This is a genomic window from Burkholderia sp. R-40, assembly GCF_049942845.1.
GTDB lineage: Bacteria > Pseudomonadota > Gammaproteobacteria > Burkholderiales > Burkholderiaceae > Burkholderia > Burkholderia ambifaria.
Genome location: NZ_CP187968.1, coordinates 133,206 through 150,071, shown reverse-complemented (window position 1 = coordinate 150,071; position 16,866 = coordinate 133,206). Strand labels below are relative to the sequence as shown.

Genomic DNA, 16,866 nt, shown 5'->3' with positions numbered 1-16,866 from the left:
CCGTGCGGAAATCTACTCTCACCTTCCTCCTCGCCGGCAGCCTCGCGTTGCCGGGGCTCGTGCGCGCGGCCGATTCGGCCGATCCCGCGCAGATCAAGCGCGGCGAATATCTCGCGGTCGCGGGCGACTGCATGGCCTGTCACACCGCGAAGGGCGGCAAGCCGTTCGCCGGCGGCCTCCCGATGCCGGTGCCGATGCTCGGCAAGATCTATACGAGCAACATCACGCCGGACCCTGACACCGGCATCGGCACCTGGACGTTCGACGACTTCGAGCGCGCGGTGCGTCACGGCGTGTCGAAGAACGGCGCGAACCTGTACCCGGCGATGCCGTACGTGTCGTACGCGAAGATCAACGACGACGACGTGCAGGCGTTGTACGCGTACTTCATGCATGGTGTCGAGCCGGTCAAGCAGACGCCGCCGAAGAACGAGATTCCGCCGCTGCTGAGCATGCGCTGGCCGCTGAAGATCTGGAACTGGCTGTTCCTGAAGGACGGCGCGTACCAGCCGAAGCCGTCGCAGAGTGCCGAGTGGAACCGCGGTGCGTACCTGGTGCAGGGCCTCGCGCACTGCAGCACGTGCCACACGCCGCGCGGCATCGCGATGCAGGAGAAGTCGCTCGACGAGACCGGCGGCAGCTTCCTGTCGGGCTCGGTGCTGGCCGGCTGGGATGGCTACAACATCACGTCGGACCCGCACGCGGGGATCGGCGGCTGGACGCAGCAGCAGCTCGTCCAGTATCTGCGTACCGGCAGCGTGCCGGGCGTCGCGCAGGCGGCCGGTCCGATGGCCGAGGCGGTCGAGCACAGCTTCTCGAAGATGACCGACGCCGACATCGGCGCGATCGCAACCTACATCCGCACGGTGCCGGCAGTGGCCAGCGGCGACGCGAAGCAGTCGCGTTCGTCGTGGGGCAAGCCGGCGGAAGACGGCCTGAAGCTGCGTGGCGTGCCGCTCGCATCGTCGGGCATCGATCCGGCGCGGCTGTATCTCGGCAACTGCGCGAGCTGTCACCAGATGCAGGGCAAGGGCACGCCGGACGGCTATTACCCGTCGCTGTTCCACAACTCGACGGTGGGCGCGTCCAATCCGACGAACCTCGTGCAGGTGATCCTGAACGGCGTGCAGCGCAAGGCCGGCAGCGAGGACGTCGGGATGCCGGCGTTCCGCCACGAGCTGTCGGATGCGCAGATCGCCGCGCTGGCGAACTACCTGACCGGGCAGTTCGGCAATCCCGCCGCGAAGGTGACCGAGCAGGACGTCGCGAAGGCGCGTTGAGGCCGGACACGAAGCGGTAGGAAGTGGTATCTAGCAGCGCAACTCTGAAAGAGGAGGAGCACAGCACATCGGGCGGGCCCCGATGCCGGTTGTTGCAGAGCGGGGCGGGCGGCACTGGCGGCCGCCTGTCCTGGTTCGTTGGCAATCCGGTGCGCGCGGTTCGCGCATCGCTTTCGTTGATCACACCATGACACCGAATCAACCGTTTCTCGCGTCCCAGCGCGATGTGCTGCTGCTGCTGTCCCGAATCCTGCTCGTGATCCTGTTCGTGATGTTCGGCTGGAAGAAGATCGTCGACTTCTCCGGTACGATCGCGTTCATGGGAAGCGAGGGCGCGCCCGCGCCGATCATCTCGGCGGCGATCGCCGTCGTGATGGAGCTGTTCGTCGGCATCGCGCTCCTCATCGGCTTCCAGACGCGGCCGCTTGCGCTGCTGCTTGCGCTGTATACCATCGGCACCGCGCTCATCGGCCACCACTACTGGACGATGACGGGCGGCGAGCAGATGAACAACATGATTCATTTCTACAAGAACATCGCGATCTCCGGCGGCTTGCTTGCGCTGTGCGCGGCGGGCCCCGGACGTTTTTCGATCGATCGCGGGTGAACGGATCGCCGGCGCGCGCATGGGGCGCGTGTCGGACGGTCCAGACTGCGAGGGGGCATGACTTTGCGACTCAAACATCTAGGATGGCTAATCGCGGCCGCCGCACCGGCGGCCGCATTCGCACAAACCAGCGTGACGCTGTACGGCCGTATCGACGGCGGCGTCGAATACCTGAACCACATCGCGACGCCGAACGGCAGCTCGACGCGCTGGAGCGCGGAAGGCGGCGACTGGGGCACCAGCATGTTCGGCCTGAAGGGTTTCGAGGATCTCGGCGGCGGGATGTCGACCGTCTTCAACCTGGAAACCGCGTTCCAGGTGATGAACGGCACGACGGGCGGTGGACGCCTGTGGTCGCGCCGCGCGTATGTCGGGCTGAAGAGCGACACGTGGGGCCAGCTGCAGGCCGGCCGCAACCTGTTCATCGACAGCGACGGCGTGTGGGAATTCGATCCGTTCGTGCAGCAGGCGTTTTCGTCGGCGTCGCTCGTGCGCGGGCGCAACTGGCAGCAGAGCAGCAACAACATTGAGTATCACAGCCCGGTGATCGGGGGCTTCGACGTGCAGGCGCAGTATGCGTTCGGCAACCAGTCGCGCGGCTTCAACTACGGCGCGGCCGACGATTTCGGCCGCTCGGACGGGATCATGATCTCGTACCACTCGCCGGTGCTCGACGTGCGCGGCATCTATGACGAGCTGCGCGACAACAACGGCAAGTTCAGCAACATCTTCACCGCGTCGCGCGAGTATTTCGTCGGCGCGAACGTGAAGGTGTCGAAGTTCAAGATCCAGGGCGCGTATACGCATTACCAGGCGCCTGACAGCCCGGCTGGTGTCGCCGATCGCGCCGATCATTACTGGCTCGGTGCGACTTATACGGCCACTCCGCAATGGGCCGTGACGGGCGGCGGGTATTACGTGAAGGTGGGCGATGGCGGCGGCGATGCATCGCACGATCCGTCAGGCCACGCGATCATGTATGTGCTGGGTACCACATACAACTTGTCGAAGCGGACGTTCCTGTATGGGACGGTTGCTTATGTGCGGAATGGCGGGAATTCGAACTTCTCGCTGATTGCGTCGCCGCGCGATGCGACGTCGGGGACGAGTCCGATGACCGGTGAGTCGCAGACGGGGGCGTATGTGGGGATGATGCATACGTTCTGAGTGCGGGCACGCCAGATACGCAAAAGGCACGGGTGATCGAACCCGTGCCTTTTTGCATTTACGGCGCTTGCAAAGCGTTGTGGCAAGCATGCCGATGTCGGCCGGCGGAATCGGAGGCCATCGCATCGGCCGCGGCATTTCTCATGTAGCCAACTGCACGTTGCTCGGCTATCCATTAGCCTGCAGAGGGCGCATGGCTTGCACGAGCATTGCGTTGCGGGGAGTCCGTGCTCGATGGCTTCACAGTTTCTGACGTTTATGGACTGAAAGTTTCAAAGTAAACGACGGTTATTCGATTTATCGCTATCTGGCTGGCCCGGGCTACGGCGGGCGCTGTCGCTACCGCGGCCGAATGCAGTGACCGCACGGGCTGCGTGCCCGTGCCGCCTGACGATATCGTTTTTCTCGAAAGCATGACGTAAGCCATATCCGAATTCGATTTGATATGATGAATCCCGGTTCGGTCAGATGTGCGGCTTGAATCGTGTCTACGCCGAAGGTCAGCAGTGACCGAAAAATTCTGGGCCTTTTCCTATTTCGATGAGATACCAATCCGCCGCCCGGTGCTGCCCGGCGGCCGTTTTTGTTACTACACGGTACGGGGTAGCCTGATGGTTTCCGATCTCCTGAACAAGGCACTGCGCACGCAATACGTGCAACACGGGCGGATTGTCCGCCTCGATACGCCGCTTGGCGAAGACTGGTTGGTCCCGCTTTATGTCCGTGGGCGCGCATGCCTTGGGCGAGACTTCGAATTCACGATCGACGCAACGTCGACGCGCCTCGAAACGATTCAGGCGAAGGCGCTGATCCGGCAATCCGTGACGCTGTGGATTCGTCAAACGGACGGCAGCGAAATGCCGATTCACGGTTACGTGACTGCCTTCAGTCGCTTGGGCGGGGACGGAGCCAATACGTACTATCAACTCCGCTTCAATTCGTTCCTCGCGCTGCTGCGCCTCGGCAGTGACCGGCGCGACTGGATCGAGACCCCTGCGCAACAAACCGTGTCCGATGTGCTGGGAAAGTATCCGCAGGCGGCTGGTAACTTTACTTGGCAACTGCGTCAGGCGTTGCGCTCGTATTCGCACCGCGTGCAGTGGGAAACCGACTGGAATTTCGTGCACCGGAGTCTGGAGGAAGTCGGCGTGTTTCCGCGCTTCGATTTCGCAAAGGACGGCAAGTCGCACAAGGTCGTCATCATGGACGATCTTTTCTCGGTTCCCGAGTTGAAGTACAAGACCATTTTGTTTAGCCGCTCGGTGCAGAACGAGGATTTCGATGGACTCACCCAGTTGAGCGAACAGCAGGACGCACAATTAGCGGCGACGCTCGACACTCGGCACGGCCGACTACAAGCGTCCGGACCTTTAGAAGCAGGTCAGTATGCCGGCGGCCGATCTGGAGGATGTTCCGGGGCAAGGTGAGGAGTACGTATATACCGGGTCACAGACGTGGGCCGGATCGCGACATGGGCGAGGCTCAGGCAAACGTTGTCACCGAAGAATGGCGCTCACGCGCGCAACGCTTCTACGGTGTGGGCGCATTGCGTTGCGTATGGCCTACCCGCTACTGGTTGATGGTGACGGGGCATCCGGTTCTTGATGCGCTGCCGGAGGAAGAGCGTGAATTGTCGATTATCGCGAGCGAACTGGCTGATTCAAAACAACCTGCCGGGCCTGGATGAGCTGACGCGGTTTTCGCGGAGTTTGCGCAGCTGAGATCGAGCAGGTGCACGCGAGCTGGGACGGGTTCGTCCGTGAGTCATGGTGATGGCGGCGTCGGATTTTTCCACGTCGAGATCGAGGCGCAACGGCGCCGCAAGACGCCGTTTCGTAGTCCGTTCGAACACAAGAAACCGATCATGCAGCTTCAGACGGGCATCGTCGGCGGGCCGGAGGCCGAAGAGATTTATACGGATGCGATGCTGCGAGCGAAGGTCCGACTGACGTCCAATCGACTCAATGACGGTGACCAGAACGTGTCGGCGTGGATACGTGCGGCGATGCCCGACGCGGGCCACAAGCGCGGCGGCATGTTTCCACTGCGCAAAAACGATCATGTGTTGATGGGGTTCGTCAATGGCGATTGCGACCGGCCGGTGATCATCTCGAGAATGCATGGTGGCGCAACGATGCCGGTATGGCACACGCATGGCCTGCTGTCCGGATTGTGGTCGCGTGAATACGGCGGCGACGGCTACAACCAACTCATGATGGACGACGCCAGCGGGCAGAACCGCGTGCACTTGTACTCGACGAGCTATAGCTCTCATCTGCATCTGGGCTACCTGATCCAGCATTCGGGCAATACGCGCGGTGCATTCATCGGGCAGGGTTTCGACCTCAAGTCTTTGGGCTATGGTGCGGTACGCGCCGAGCAAGGGCTGTATGTATCGACGCAGCCAGCCACCGCCCAGCCGCTGAACGTACGACGGCCGCCACCGAGCCGCTCGCCGGTGCGGAAGCCGTGCTGGAGACGGTGTCGAAGGCGAGTGAAACGAATCGGGCGCAGAGTCAGCAAGACGGCCACGACGCACTGAAAACTTTCACGGACGCAACGCAGCACCCGGTGGCCGGCACATCTAAGGGCGGTCGCACGGCAGGCGGCGGTACGGGTAATGCGAACGGCTTCGCGAAACCGATCATGCTGCTGTCGAGTCCGGAAGGCATCGCCGCATCGACGCAAGGATCGGCGCATATCACGGCAAACAAGCAAACCAACCTGGTCGCCGGGGAGAACATCAACCTCGCAGCCGGACGAGCGTTGCTCGCCAGCGTACTGGAACAGATTAGCCTGTTTGCGGAAAAGCTTGGCGTCAAGATCTACGCGGCGAGCGGCCCGATAGACCTTCAGGCCCAGAACGATTCGATGAGCTTGGCAGCCTCGCAGGATGTGAAGATTACGGCGCGCACGAAGCTGATTCTGACGGCCGAGGAAGTGTGGATTGGCGCGGGTGGCTCGTATATCATATTAACGGCGGACATGATCGAGAACGTGACGACGGGACAGATTGTGGAGAAGTGCGCGGATTGGGAGAAAGCCGGTGCCGCAAGCGGTGCGCTGCAAAATCCGCTGCATTCGTCGCCGGTATCGACCGAGGGCGGGCGTTTCACCGTGTTCTCCGGTTGAACCGCGAGACCGGTACAGTCTAATCACAAAAAATCCTGAAACCGAATCCGAGTCGGGAATCATGAGCAAGACAACCCCTAACAAGAAGCACCATCCAGCGACCGCGCCGCACTCGGCCCCGAAACCAACGGAACCTGCGGATACCACGCTGAGCTGGGCGTATCCGTTCACGCCCGTAGGTAAGGTCGACGCGACAGACCCGATGACGTATTTCCGGGCGCTGGCGAAGTGTGAGAACGGCTTTTATCCGATGGGCGTCAGCGGAATGTGGCATGGGGGTGTGCACTTCGCCGAAGGCAGCGCGGAAATGTTGAAGCAGGACAGCGGTGTGCGCGCGATCGCGGACGGCAAGATTGTTGCGTATAGGCTGAACACGAAATACGAGGAAACGACGTATCCGAACAACCTTGGTCTGGCGCACTACTCGACAGGCTTTGTACTGGTTCGGCATGAGCTGAAATTGCCGCCGAGACCGGCACCGAAGGAACCTGCGAAACCGGCTTCAGCCCCCGCATCGGCTCCCACGCCAGCATCGACCAACGCGGCACCTCCTACACCCGCTCCAGCCGATAACGCGCCGCCCAACACCAAACCGGCGAACGACAAATCCCTCGTGTTTTTCAGCCTGTACATGCACACGATGGATTGGGCGACCTATCAGAAGGCGATTGAGCAGGCCAAGGCGAACCCGAAACCGGATCCGGCGTTTCCAACGCCGATGTCGTACTGGGAAGGCGATCGCTATTATCGAGTCGGGGACAAGGCGAAGGACCAACAATCGGTGCCGAAGCGGAAGGCGCCCGCGCAGCCTCCCGCTACGCGTACGGATTCGGCCGACGATCTGCCGATCAACAACACCAGCCAGAACGAACCGATACCGACCGATAGCGATCAAGATGTCGCCCCACCGGCTCCGCAGACGGGGTTGCGCATTCGGGAATTGCCAAGTGGAACGAGCAAGATTCTCGGGATATTGCCGACAGGGGCCGAAGTGATTGCCGGTGAAGGCGATCCCGCGCACACGGACTGGATCAAGATCAGGGGCATCAAATCGGGCACGGTTTTGTCCGCCGAAGTGGGTAAGCCGGTATCCCCCCAAGCGCCTTGGGGCTACGTGTTCAAAGGAGAACTGGATGCCGTTGTCGATCCGAAGCCGCTCGATACAGTCGTTATCCTGAAGGAGCCGAAGCGCATCAAAGCAGGCGAAGTCGTCGCGCATGTCGGCCAGTATCAATGGCCCAGGAAGGCGAGCCCGATACCGCCGAAGCCGAACTACCCGATGTTGCATCTCGAAGTGTTCGCGGGCGCGGATTTCAAGGATTTCATTGATCAAAGCCGCGCGCGTGCCAAAGAACTGAACGATAAAAACAAACCGCTTCTGGAAATCGAGCCGGGGGCCAAGTTGGTCAGCGAAATTCCTGCGTCCGATCAGAAATTGATGCAGGCGGGATTGAAGCTCGTGCCGATACGCGACGCGAAAGGCTCACGTTGGGTAAAGGTGCAGCCGAAGAGCGTGACGAATGTGCCGGCGAAGGGTAAGCAGAAGGCGACGCAGAGCTTCAAGGACGTCGGGAAACCGATGTGGGTAGAAAGCAGTCTCGCGAATACGATCAGCACGGCGAATGTGTCGGGGTGGCAGAACTTTCCGCTGGCCGTTTCCAAAGCCACAGGGCCCGGCGCAGACTTCCGGCGTGTGCTTCGTCGCGCTGAACTCGACAAGCTTGGCGCGGATAACATCGCAATCGATGATAAGGGCCATCATTGGTGGAATATCACGATCGGTTCGAAGGATGGGTCTGAACGGCAAGGCTGGGTGTGTGAAACCGACCACCCGCATGTACAGTTCCGGAGTCCTTGGGAATGGCCGGGTTTCGAATTGGTTGACAACGGCAGCGTCAGCCCTGCTGACATGTTCAAACGCCATATACATACGACCGAGCAATATCTGGCGGATGAGGACGGCACGGAGTTTATGGGAGCGGCGGCGAAGGTCAACGCCGGTGAACTCATCACGAAACTCGAAAAGGCGATCGACACGAACCAAGACGGGAAGGTGTCGGCGCAGGAACTGAAACACGCACTGGAAACGCCGTGGATGGCCGAAGCGGTGTCGCATTTTGTGGTGCGTAACGAAACCGAATGGGGCGGCGGCCTCGGCAAGTGGGAAGAACTCAGCCCGCTCATGCAGAAGCAGACCGAGATGTGGAAGACGGAGCTTGATCGGCTCGCGAAGCTTCAGTGGTGGGAGCAAATCAAGGGGGTTGATGGTTTCCTCACGGATCTTTCGCCGTGGCACTTCCATCCGATTGGGTTGATTGGGAATTTCTCTGGGAAAAATCTTGTATGCAAGAAATGCGGAGCAGTCATTACATTAACCAAAGAATTTTTAGGGAAAATTGCCCCTGCCGCAAAGGCTGATTTTGTTGATGAGTTAATTGGCGCGTCAACTGACTTGTTCTCAAATTACGGGGTAAATAGCTGTCGTCAAGTGAAGCATATACTAGCTCAAGCCAAGGTGGAGACAACTCGCTTCACTTCATTTCGGGAGTCTCTAAATTACGCGAGCTACACCGGGAGGAGCCTATATAGGATGGCTCCGACGGCGATTGACAAAGGCTTTTCTCGAAAGAATATGAAATTTGCAACCCCCGATGAAAAAATAGCATGGATTCAGGATCATTTGGTTGCGAATGATGCAGCCTATGGAGAGCATTGCTTTGGGGCGGATGAGCAGCCGGGGAAGGATTTCCGTGGTCGTGGTTTGCTACAATTGACGTTTTATGAGTCATACCAGCGATGCGCAAAGGCGATTGGTTATCCCGTTGATAGTCAGCCCGAACTCGTTTCAACTAATAATCGCGTTATCATCGAAAGCGGACTATGGTATTGGAGTAGCACAGGGATTGGCGCGATTGCGGATGATCCAGCTACTAGAGGCGATGAAGGAGTGGCGAAGGTTACTAAACCGATAAATACGAAATGTATGGCTCTTTCCGAGCGGCAGCAGTTTCATAGGGAAATTTCTTCCGTATTCAACCAAGATTTTTCTTCCGGGTGTACCGATGACTAAAAGTATTGTTGCTCTGGCAGCTATCCTTATTTGTGGTCCGGCATATGCGGGAAGTACATGTGCCGATATCCGTAGACCACAAATTTATCCGCCGTTGAATATAACGAGTGGCACGATTTGCTTTGTCCAGGAGCCCGTACTAGATCCGAAGACTAGGGAGTCGATCGGTGCCGATACCATTTCTTTGTACTACATCGCGAATGGAGGTGTCCCGGTTAAGGCGGAGGGGCGAGGGCTTCTGTATGATGCGACGCCCGGAAAGATCGTAGATGTGTTTTCGGCGAGCATTGGCCGAGATCGCAATGAAGGTATTTTTGTAATTCACTCCATGGATGTGAGAAGTTCGCTCGTGGAGCCAAATTCATCTGGAAAATTTTATTCGGTTTCTGTTTTTGATTTGATTGATAAAAATCTCCGTCGTGACGAGCGGGCATCCGAATGGTTTGGGGCGGATTATAGCTGGCTATCGGATGGGCGGAAAATAATTTATAAATTCCCATATCAATCGAAGGCTGAAGTTTTGCGTGGAATTGCTTCTCCCTTTGCGCCGTTGATGGGTGGTGAAAATAAAATACCGGTAGTTCTTAATAAGAAAAGCTATCTTTACGATGATTCGAGTATAAAAAATAAGACAAATAAATATCTGATAAAGGGGGATCGAGCTGTCGTTGAGGATGTATCTGCAGGGTGGTGTCGAGTAAAGTACTCGTCTGGGAAGGTGCCGCTAGACATGTGGTTAGCGTGCGAATCGCTTGATGTTGTGCCGTAATTAAGGAATTTAATTGAAGTGTTGGCAATTTAATTTTATCTAAATGTAGAAATGTCAATCAATTTTATTAGAGTCGGCGACGATACCGACCACGGCGGCAAAGTTGAAACTGGATCATCGGCCATGAAATTCGATGGCCGCTATGTCGCTCGCAAAGGCGACTGTGTATCGTGCCCGCAGCATCCCGACGTGTCACCGAACATCATCGAGGAAGGTGATGAAGCGATGAGGGACAATGGTATTCCGATTGCGCGACATGGCCATCGAGCGACGTGCGGCTGTCACCTGATTTCGAGCCTCGTGTAACGCTACAGCAGCGGCACAAGGCCTGACCGCATCGGACAGCGTACGATCACGGAGCCGTCGTTCTTCGACAGCACGACGAGTTGCGTAAAGCTGTTGGCCGGCGCGTAGCGCGATAGGTATAGGTCGAGCAGAAGGATCAGCGCGCCCATGCTGTTTTCGGTGAACGCGTTCTCGTCCGCCGCCATCACGATTTCGAAGCCTCTCACAAGTTTCGCGTGCGGCTTGATTACCAGCAACCGTTCGACAATGTTTCGCTTCACGAACGAAATTGCTGCAATGTGTTTAGCGCACCGGTCGTTCGGTGCAAGTTGACGCATGAGCTTCAAGAAGTCCGTCCATCCCTCGCGCGTCAACTGCGTCAGATTGGCCGTCGTCAACGCGATTACGCGCCACTGTGCGTCCGCTTCACGAGACGCGTGATAGGTCGGCGTCGGCTGCTTCAACATCGTGATAATGCACGGCACTTGGACGCTTTCGTTTTTTAGATCGCCGTTGAGTGAGCCAATTCGCATTCGCGATGGCCAGTCGCGGTTTGTGCACGTCAGATCGACGCTCAATTGCAGCGGCATCGCTGCCGCAGCCGTCCCATCCGCGCGCAGCAGCACGAGTGATGTTTCTCGTCCGGGGCGATGGGCTTCCGCGTAGGGATCATGACGCGCGAGCCAGAACCGCTCGCCAGTCCCCGCGCTCCACGCGTTCAATGGCGGAATGACGGTCCCGCCTGACGGATCGCGTACCGCGTCAATCGAGTAGATGCCGCGCATGTCAGGTCGGCCGGGTTTCGGTACGAGCGGATAGTTCGCGACGACTTCGCCGCGTAACGATCTGACGCCCGTATGCGCGAACAGATTCACGATAGGCGTACAGAACGGTACGAGGTTGCCGGCCGACAGCGGCGCTAGCGCCCGTGCGGTGCGTGAATCTGCGTGCACGCTACCGACAACCAGGTGCAGCGTGATTCGTCGCGCGCCGTTCATTTGGGACGGCTGTAGGCATCGGCGCAAGTGGATATCGAGGAAATCGAACTTGTCGGGAAACGCGACATATTCGAGCAGCGGTTGAATCATCGGCGAGGTTCGGGATGGCGGCAGCAGCGTATCGTCAGGGCCGAACCCGACTGGTGTAACAGGAATTCCTGCAAGTGGCGTCCAGCGCCCACTGCCGTTTTCTTCAACAAATGCGCCCGGAACGCGCAGTAGAACAGTATCGAGCAGTGCCGCGACCGTCTGACGTTCTCCAGCGAGGTGGATGCGAAGCACTTCGGGCGAAACCGCTTGAAGTGGTGCGGTGGCTGTGGACTCAATCGTGATGGAAATGACGCTTGTGGTGTCCGGCGGCAATGCGGCGTGTGCGGGCGCGACTGCGGTGGGCGAGAATTGGGCGCTCACGATGCGGATTGGTGCAAACGTGACGTTGTAGGCTGTCCGAAATCGGACCTGCCCGCCGCGCGACGTGAGGCCCATCCCACGGGGCAAAATAACGGGCTTGTCCGGCAAATCCTTCGTGGGATCGAGGCGCGCAATGGAACATGCCGGAAACGGCCGCAGATAGTGCGGATGCAGCACACGAAGTAGCGCTTCAGAGAACGTCGGAGCGCCGTTGTCCAAATTGACCCGGATTTCGGCCGCCATCAACGAGAACGCTTGCATCATGCGCTGGACATGCGGATCGTTCGTTTGACCGCCTGTAAAGCCTAGGCGAGCGGCAATTCGTGGATACTCGTTGGAGAAGGAAGCGAACTGATTCTCCAGCTTTGCCAGTTCCTGTTCATAGTAGCCGCGCAGCTTGTCGTGCATATCCAACGTCGTAAGGCCTCTGCGGTTTACGACGTGCGTCGTATTGTCCAGCGGTCATCGTAGCCGACTCTTCGTCCTCAGAGATACCCGTAGCCTGGTCGGCCGAGTCCGGAATATGGCGGTTGATAAGGCTGCATACAGGTGCATTTTTCGCGCATGAAAGCGCATGTTTTTTCGCACGCACTTACCTGGAATTCGACGCTACCAGACCATGAATACGCGAAAAGGTGCATGCTTTCGCGGGTATTTCGGGCCAGGGTTGTAAAAAAATTGATTGATAGTAAGTGATCCATATTTATGGATTTTTAGTCAATCTTCGCTTCTTCGATATCGACGTGGAGATGTTTCGAAATGTGAACTCCGAGAGGATTCGGCTAAGAGCCGACGTTCCGATTCCGGCTCGTGATACGCAAACTTCCATTGCTTCTCGGACGCACTGTAGTTATGCATTCCGGGCCGAATATCCCAAAAGGAAATCTGATTGACGGGGCCGCGACGTATGGCGCCACATGCGCGATGCGGACGCGCCGCATCAATCGCGTGCCGCGCCTCGGCCGCCGCCCTCAATCAAGCGCCTTCCCCGCCTTCTCATCCATGCACCGAATCGCGAGCAGCGTAAACGCGCCACACCCGATCGCATACCACGCAGGCGCATTCGGATTCCCGGTCGCCGCGATCAGCCAAGTCACGAAGAACTGCGCGAAGCCGCCGAAGATCGCGACGCCCACGCTATACACCAGCGCACCGCCGGTGGCACGCACCGCCCGCGGGAACAACTCGCCGAGCATCGCACCCGTCGCGCCGATGTTGATCGCGTGCACGATCGACAGCGCCGCGATGATCGACAGCAGGGACGCGGCGCCCGGCCAGCGGTTCAGCGCGATGAACGCCGGATAGATCGCGGCCATCAGCGCGATGCGCGTCCACCAGACGATCCGGTTGCGTCCGTAGACGTCGGAGAGGTGGCCGCCGATCGGCGTCACGAGCATCAGGATCGCGCCGGCGACGCAGCCGGCCGTCATCGACAGCCAGGTCGGCAGGTGCAGCACCTGCACGCCGTAGATCGCCATGTAGAACACGATGATGTAGTGGATCGACGTGCCGCCGATCGTCACGCCGAGGCCCGCGAACACGGCCTTGCCGTGATGGCGCAGCACGGCGGCGAGCGGCAGCGACGCGACCGGCTCGTCGTGCGTGGCGGCGGCAGCGGGCGCGGCAGGCGGCACTTCCTCGACGGTGCGGCGCAGCCAGTAGCCGAGCGGCACGAACAGCGTGCCGATGATGAACGGCACGCGCCAGCCCCAGCTTTCGAGTTGCGCGGCATTGAGCGTCGACGTTAGCGCGACGCCGGTCAGCGCCCCCGCGAGCGCGGCGAGCCCCTGGCTCGAGAACTGAAACGACGCGTAGAAGCCGCGGCGGTGCTGCGGCGCCTGTTCGAGCAGCAGTGTCGTCGACGCGCCGACTTCGCCGCCCGACGCGAACCCCTGCAGCAGCCGCGCGAGCACGAGCAGCAGCGGCGCGACGAGGCCGATCTGCGCGAAGGTCGGCGCGACCGCGATCGTCGCGGTGCCGAGCGCCATCAGCAGCAGCGTGAGGATCATCGCCTTCTTGCGGCCGGCGCGGTCGGCGTACATGCCGATCACGAGCCCGCCGAGCGGACGCGTGACGAAGCCGACGCCGAAGCTCGCGACCGCGAGCATCAACTGCCCGAACGACGAGTGCACCGGAAAGAACAGCTTGCCGATCAGGATCGCGAAGAAGCTGTAGACGGTGAAGTCGTAGAACTCGAGCGCGTTACCGACCGCGGCGGCCGCGATCAGGCGGCGCTTCTTCGCGGCGGCGCGGGCATCGACCGGCGTGCCGGCGAACGAAAGGGCGGACGTTTCCATGGGGTTCCCCTGCTAAGGCGCGGGACTGCGTGATGAAGGGCCGTCAGGCCGCGAGCCAGGCTTCGGCGACGCGAACCCAGTAACTCGCGCCAATCGCGAGGATGTCGTCGTTGAAGTCGTAGCCAGGGTTGTGCACCATGCAGCCACCCTTGCTGCCGATCCCGTTGCCGATGAACGCATAGCAGCCGGGGCGTGCCTCGAGCATGAACGCGAAGTCCTCGCTGCCCATCAGCGGCGCGGCGTCGGTTTCGACGCGCTCGGCGCCGAGCATCTGGCGCGCGATGTCGGCGGCGAACGCGGTCGGTTCCGGATGGTTGACGAGCACCGGATAGCCGTAGTCGTAATCCACTTCCGCCGCGACGCCGAAGCTTTCCGCCTGGCCCTTCACGAGCGCTTCGATGCGGCGTGCGAGCAGCGCGCGCACGTCGGCGTCCAGCGCGCGCACCGACAGCTTCATCACGACGGTTTCCGGAATGATGTTGAAGGTCTCGCCGGCCTGCACGCTGCCGACCGTGATGACGGCCGCATGCTGCGCATCGACCTCACGCGCGACGATGGTCTGCAGCGCGACCATGATGCTGCCCGCGGCCGACATCGGGTCGCGCGCGAAATGCGGCATCGCGCCGTGACCGCCGACGCCGCGCAGCGTGATCGTCACGCGGTCGGCCGACGCCATCGCGGCGCCGGTGCGGAACGCCATGTCGCCGGCGGCGCGGCCCGGCATGTTGTGGATCGCGAAGATCGCGTCGCACGGGAAGCGGTCGAACAGGCCGTCGTCCATCATCGATTTCGCGCCGCCGAAATTTTCCTCGGCCGGCTGGAAGATCAGGTTCAGCGTGCCGGAGAACTGGCGCGTGGCTGCGAGGTGACGCGCCGCGCACAGCAGCATCGCGGTGTGGCCGTCGTGGCCGCACGCGTGCATCTTGTTCGCATGGCGGCTCGTGTACGGCAGGCCGGTGGCTTCGGCGATCGGCAACGCATCCATGTCGGCGCGCAGCCCGACGGTGCGCGTGCCTTGGCCTTCGCGCAGCACGCCGACGACGCCGGTCTTGCCGATGCCGCGATGCACTTCGTAGCCCCAGCCGGTGAGCAGCTCGGCGACGAGATCGCTCGTTAGCGTTTCCTCGAACGCGAGTTCCGGGTGTGCGTGGATGCGGCGGCGCACGTCGATCAGGTCGGGCGCGATCGCGGCGATGCCGGGGATGACGGGGTTCACGGCTTGCAGCATGGTGTCTCCTGTGGGGCCGGTGGGCGTTTGACGCGCATATGACGAGCAAGCATATAAACTTCTTTTGCGTACCAGAAGCTGCTAAATTGCTTTGGTGCACACCACTGGTTGCCGCTCGGGAATACCCTCGGCCGGCAAGCGTCACGGCGCACAGGGTTTCCACGGATCACGCATTGCCCCCATGAAATACCATCAGCTGAAAGCGTTCGTCACCGTCGCGGAAGAAGGGAGCATCCGCGCGGCCGCGCGGCGCCTGAACGTGTCGCCGGCGGCACTGACGAAGGCGGTCAAGGAGCTGGAGATCGCGCTCGGCGTATCGCTCGTGGTGCGCACCGCGCGGGGCGTGCAGCTCACCGCGTTCGGCCAGCAATTGCAGGTGCGCGCGCGGTTGATCGTCGCGGAAATGCAGCGCGCGCGCGACGACATCGAGCAGGCGCAGGGCGCGATGACCGGCTCGGTCGCGGCGGCGATCACGCCGGCGGCGGCGGTGACGATCCTGCCCGATGCGTTTCGCGCGTTCCGGCGGCGCTTTCCGGTCGCGCGCGTCAATCTCATCGAAGGGTTTCCGGGCGTCGCGCTGCCGCGGCTGCACGACGGCTCGCTCGATTTCGCGGTGGCCGTCGTCGTGCCCGAATTGCTCGCTGCCGAGTTCGATCACGCGGAACTCTATGCGAGCCGATCGCTGATCGTCGCGCGCAAGGGCCATCCGCTTGCGTCGGCCACGTCGCTCGCCGATCTCGTCGACGCCGACTGGCTGATGAATCCGTCGCCCGAAAGCTCGACCCAGGTGCTGTTCAACTCGTTCGTCGCGTATGGGCTGCCGGTGCCGCAGCGGGTCGTCGAATGCCCGAGCTTCGGGCTCGCGCACAGCCTGATGACGCGCTGCGACCTGATCGCGTCGATGCCCGAGCAACTGCTGCACGGCGAGTGGGCGCGCGACCAGCTCGCGGTGCTGCCGATCCGCGAGCGGCTGCCGGGTGTGTCCGTGCAGGTCGTCACGCGCCGCGACAGCCCGCTCACGCCGGCCGCGGCGATGCTGCTCGACTGCCTGCGCGATTCCGCGCGACGCAAAGGGCTCGGATGAGCAGTGCAGGCGAGGGCGTGCGTCGCATCAAGTAGTGATCCTGACTATCTGCCGGGCATTCCCGGCATGGCCGGCTTGCGGCTCGCTCGCCGCGAGCCGGTATCATAGCGGCCGGCCTGCCGCCACGGCCGGCTTCCGACAACACGCCATCCGGCATCCAGCAATCAGAGGCATCACATGACCAGTGCAACCCAATTCGACAACGTATCGGTCGTCAAGCGCGCGAACGTCTACTTCGACGGCAAGTGCGTGTCGCATACCGTGCTCTTCCCGGACGGCACGCGCAAGACGCTCGGCGTGATCCTGCCGTGCGCGCTCAACTTCGGCACGGACGCGGCCGAATTGATGGAAGTGCAGGCAGGCAAGTGTCGCGTGAAGCTCGACGGCAGCAGTGAATGGCAAACCTATGGCGCCGGCGAATCGTTCTCGGTGCCGGGCAAGAGCCGCTTCGACATCGAAGTGCTCGAGACACTCGACTACGTCTGCAGCTACCTGTAAGCGTCCAGGCTTCGGCCGCCGCGCATGCGCGCGGCCGACG

Annotated in this window: 11 protein-coding genes and 1 pseudogene; 9 read left to right on the top strand and 3 right to left on the bottom strand. The window is 60.9% G+C overall.

All coding sequences use genetic code 11. The features are described from left to right. Positions 1–2 precede the first annotated feature (2 nt). The 7 genes and pseudogenes from ACP26O_RS16995 (at position 3) to ACP26O_RS16965 (ending at position 10,331) form a co-directional block, all read left to right on the top strand. Positions 3–1,280, top strand: a complete 1,278-nt coding sequence (locus ACP26O_RS16995) for a cytochrome c (RefSeq protein WP_175663703.1) — start codon at positions 3–5, stop codon at positions 1,278–1,280. Positions 1,281–1,467: 187 nt separating this feature from the next. Continuing rightward, positions 1,468–1,887: a DoxX family protein gene (locus ACP26O_RS16990; protein WP_012366203.1), complete on the top strand. Its 420-nt coding sequence runs from the start codon at positions 1,468–1,470 to the stop codon at positions 1,885–1,887. 57 nt (positions 1,888–1,944) lie between these two features. Next, complete coding sequence (locus ACP26O_RS16985; RefSeq protein WP_175663704.1) at positions 1,945–3,054, top strand: porin; 1,110 nt, start codon at positions 1,945–1,947, stop codon at positions 3,052–3,054. A 611-nt stretch (positions 3,055–3,665) separates the two neighbouring features. Then, positions 3,666–6,186: pseudogene (locus ACP26O_RS16980) on the top strand (type VI secretion system Vgr family protein). Between the two features lie 61 nt (positions 6,187–6,247). Next, a complete protein-coding gene (locus ACP26O_RS16975) occupies positions 6,248–9,256 on the top strand; it encodes a glycoside hydrolase family 19 protein (protein ID WP_244103671.1) in 3,009 nt (1,002 codons plus the stop codon). After that, on the top strand, positions 9,249–10,025 hold the full coding sequence (locus ACP26O_RS16970; protein ID WP_175663705.1) for a hypothetical protein: 777 nt from the start codon (positions 9,249–9,251) through the stop codon (positions 10,023–10,025). The genes ACP26O_RS16975 and ACP26O_RS16970 overlap by 8 nt, the downstream gene beginning before the upstream one ends. Positions 10,026–10,076: 51 nt before the next feature. Beyond that, positions 10,077–10,331, top strand: a complete 255-nt coding sequence (locus ACP26O_RS16965; protein ID WP_175663706.1) for a PAAR domain-containing protein — start codon at positions 10,077–10,079, stop codon at positions 10,329–10,331. Positions 10,332–10,333: 2 nt separating this feature from the next. Here the strand turns inward: ACP26O_RS16965 and tssF are convergent, their stop codons facing one another. The 3 genes from tssF to ACP26O_RS16950 all read right to left on the bottom strand — a co-directional run bounded on the left by tssF (position 10,334) and on the right by ACP26O_RS16950 (position 15,244). After that, the gene (gene tssF, locus ACP26O_RS16960) at positions 10,334–12,127 is read right to left on the bottom strand and encodes a type VI secretion system baseplate subunit TssF (protein ID WP_175663707.1); all 1,794 of its coding nucleotides are present in this window, start codon (positions 12,125–12,127) and stop codon (positions 10,334–10,336) included. A gap of 563 nt (positions 12,128–12,690) precedes the next feature. Next, on the bottom strand, positions 12,691–14,016 hold the full coding sequence (locus ACP26O_RS16955; RefSeq protein ID WP_175663708.1) for an MFS transporter: 1,326 nt from the start codon (positions 14,014–14,016) through the stop codon (positions 12,691–12,693). A 43-nt stretch (positions 14,017–14,059) separates the two neighbouring features. Further along, positions 14,060–15,244: a M20 aminoacylase family protein gene (locus ACP26O_RS16950; protein ID WP_175663709.1), complete on the bottom strand. Its 1,185-nt coding sequence runs from the start codon at positions 15,242–15,244 to the stop codon at positions 14,060–14,062. A 181-nt stretch (positions 15,245–15,425) separates the two neighbouring features. On the opposite strand from ACP26O_RS16950, the gene ACP26O_RS16945 reads away from it, so the two are divergent. Further along, positions 15,426–16,328, top strand: a complete 903-nt coding sequence (locus ACP26O_RS16945) for a LysR substrate-binding domain-containing protein (RefSeq protein WP_011658971.1) — start codon at positions 15,426–15,428, stop codon at positions 16,326–16,328. Between the two features lie 177 nt (positions 16,329–16,505). Next, positions 16,506–16,826 carry a pyrimidine/purine nucleoside phosphorylase gene (locus ACP26O_RS16940; RefSeq protein ID WP_012366195.1) on the top strand — a complete coding sequence of 107 codons (321 nt, stop codon included), beginning with the start codon at positions 16,506–16,508 and terminating at the stop codon, positions 16,824–16,826. The last annotated feature ends 40 nt before the right edge of the window (positions 16,827–16,866 follow it).

Bases quoted from the DNA above. Each gene is read 5' to 3' on its own strand.
- ACP26O_RS16985 (WP_175663704.1), top strand. From the start codon at position 1,945: ATGACTTTGCGACTCAAACATCTAGGATGGCTAATCGCGGCCGCCGCA.
- ACP26O_RS16975 (WP_244103671.1), top strand. From the start codon at position 6,248: ATGAGCAAGACAACCCCTAACAAGAAGCACCATCCAGCGACCGCGCCG.
- ACP26O_RS16965 (WP_175663706.1), top strand. From the start codon at position 10,077: ATGTCAATCAATTTTATTAGAGTCGGCGACGATACCGACCACGGCGGC.
- ACP26O_RS16940 (WP_012366195.1), top strand. From the start codon at position 16,506: ATGACCAGTGCAACCCAATTCGACAACGTATCGGTCGTCAAGCGCGCG.
- ACP26O_RS16955 (WP_175663708.1), bottom strand. From the start codon at position 14,016: ATGGAAACGTCCGCCCTTTCGTTCGCCGGCACGCCGGTCGATGCCCGC.
- ACP26O_RS16990 (WP_012366203.1), top strand. From the start codon at position 1,468: ATGACACCGAATCAACCGTTTCTCGCGTCCCAGCGCGATGTGCTGCTG.
- ACP26O_RS16950 (WP_175663709.1), bottom strand. From the start codon at position 15,244: ATGCTGCAAGCCGTGAACCCCGTCATCCCCGGCATCGCCGCGATCGCG.
- tssF (WP_175663707.1), bottom strand. From the start codon at position 12,127: ATGCACGACAAGCTGCGCGGCTACTATGAACAGGAACTGGCAAAGCTG.
- ACP26O_RS16970 (WP_175663705.1), top strand. From the start codon at position 9,249: ATGACTAAAAGTATTGTTGCTCTGGCAGCTATCCTTATTTGTGGTCCG.
- ACP26O_RS16945 (WP_011658971.1), top strand. From the start codon at position 15,426: ATGAAATACCATCAGCTGAAAGCGTTCGTCACCGTCGCGGAAGAAGGG.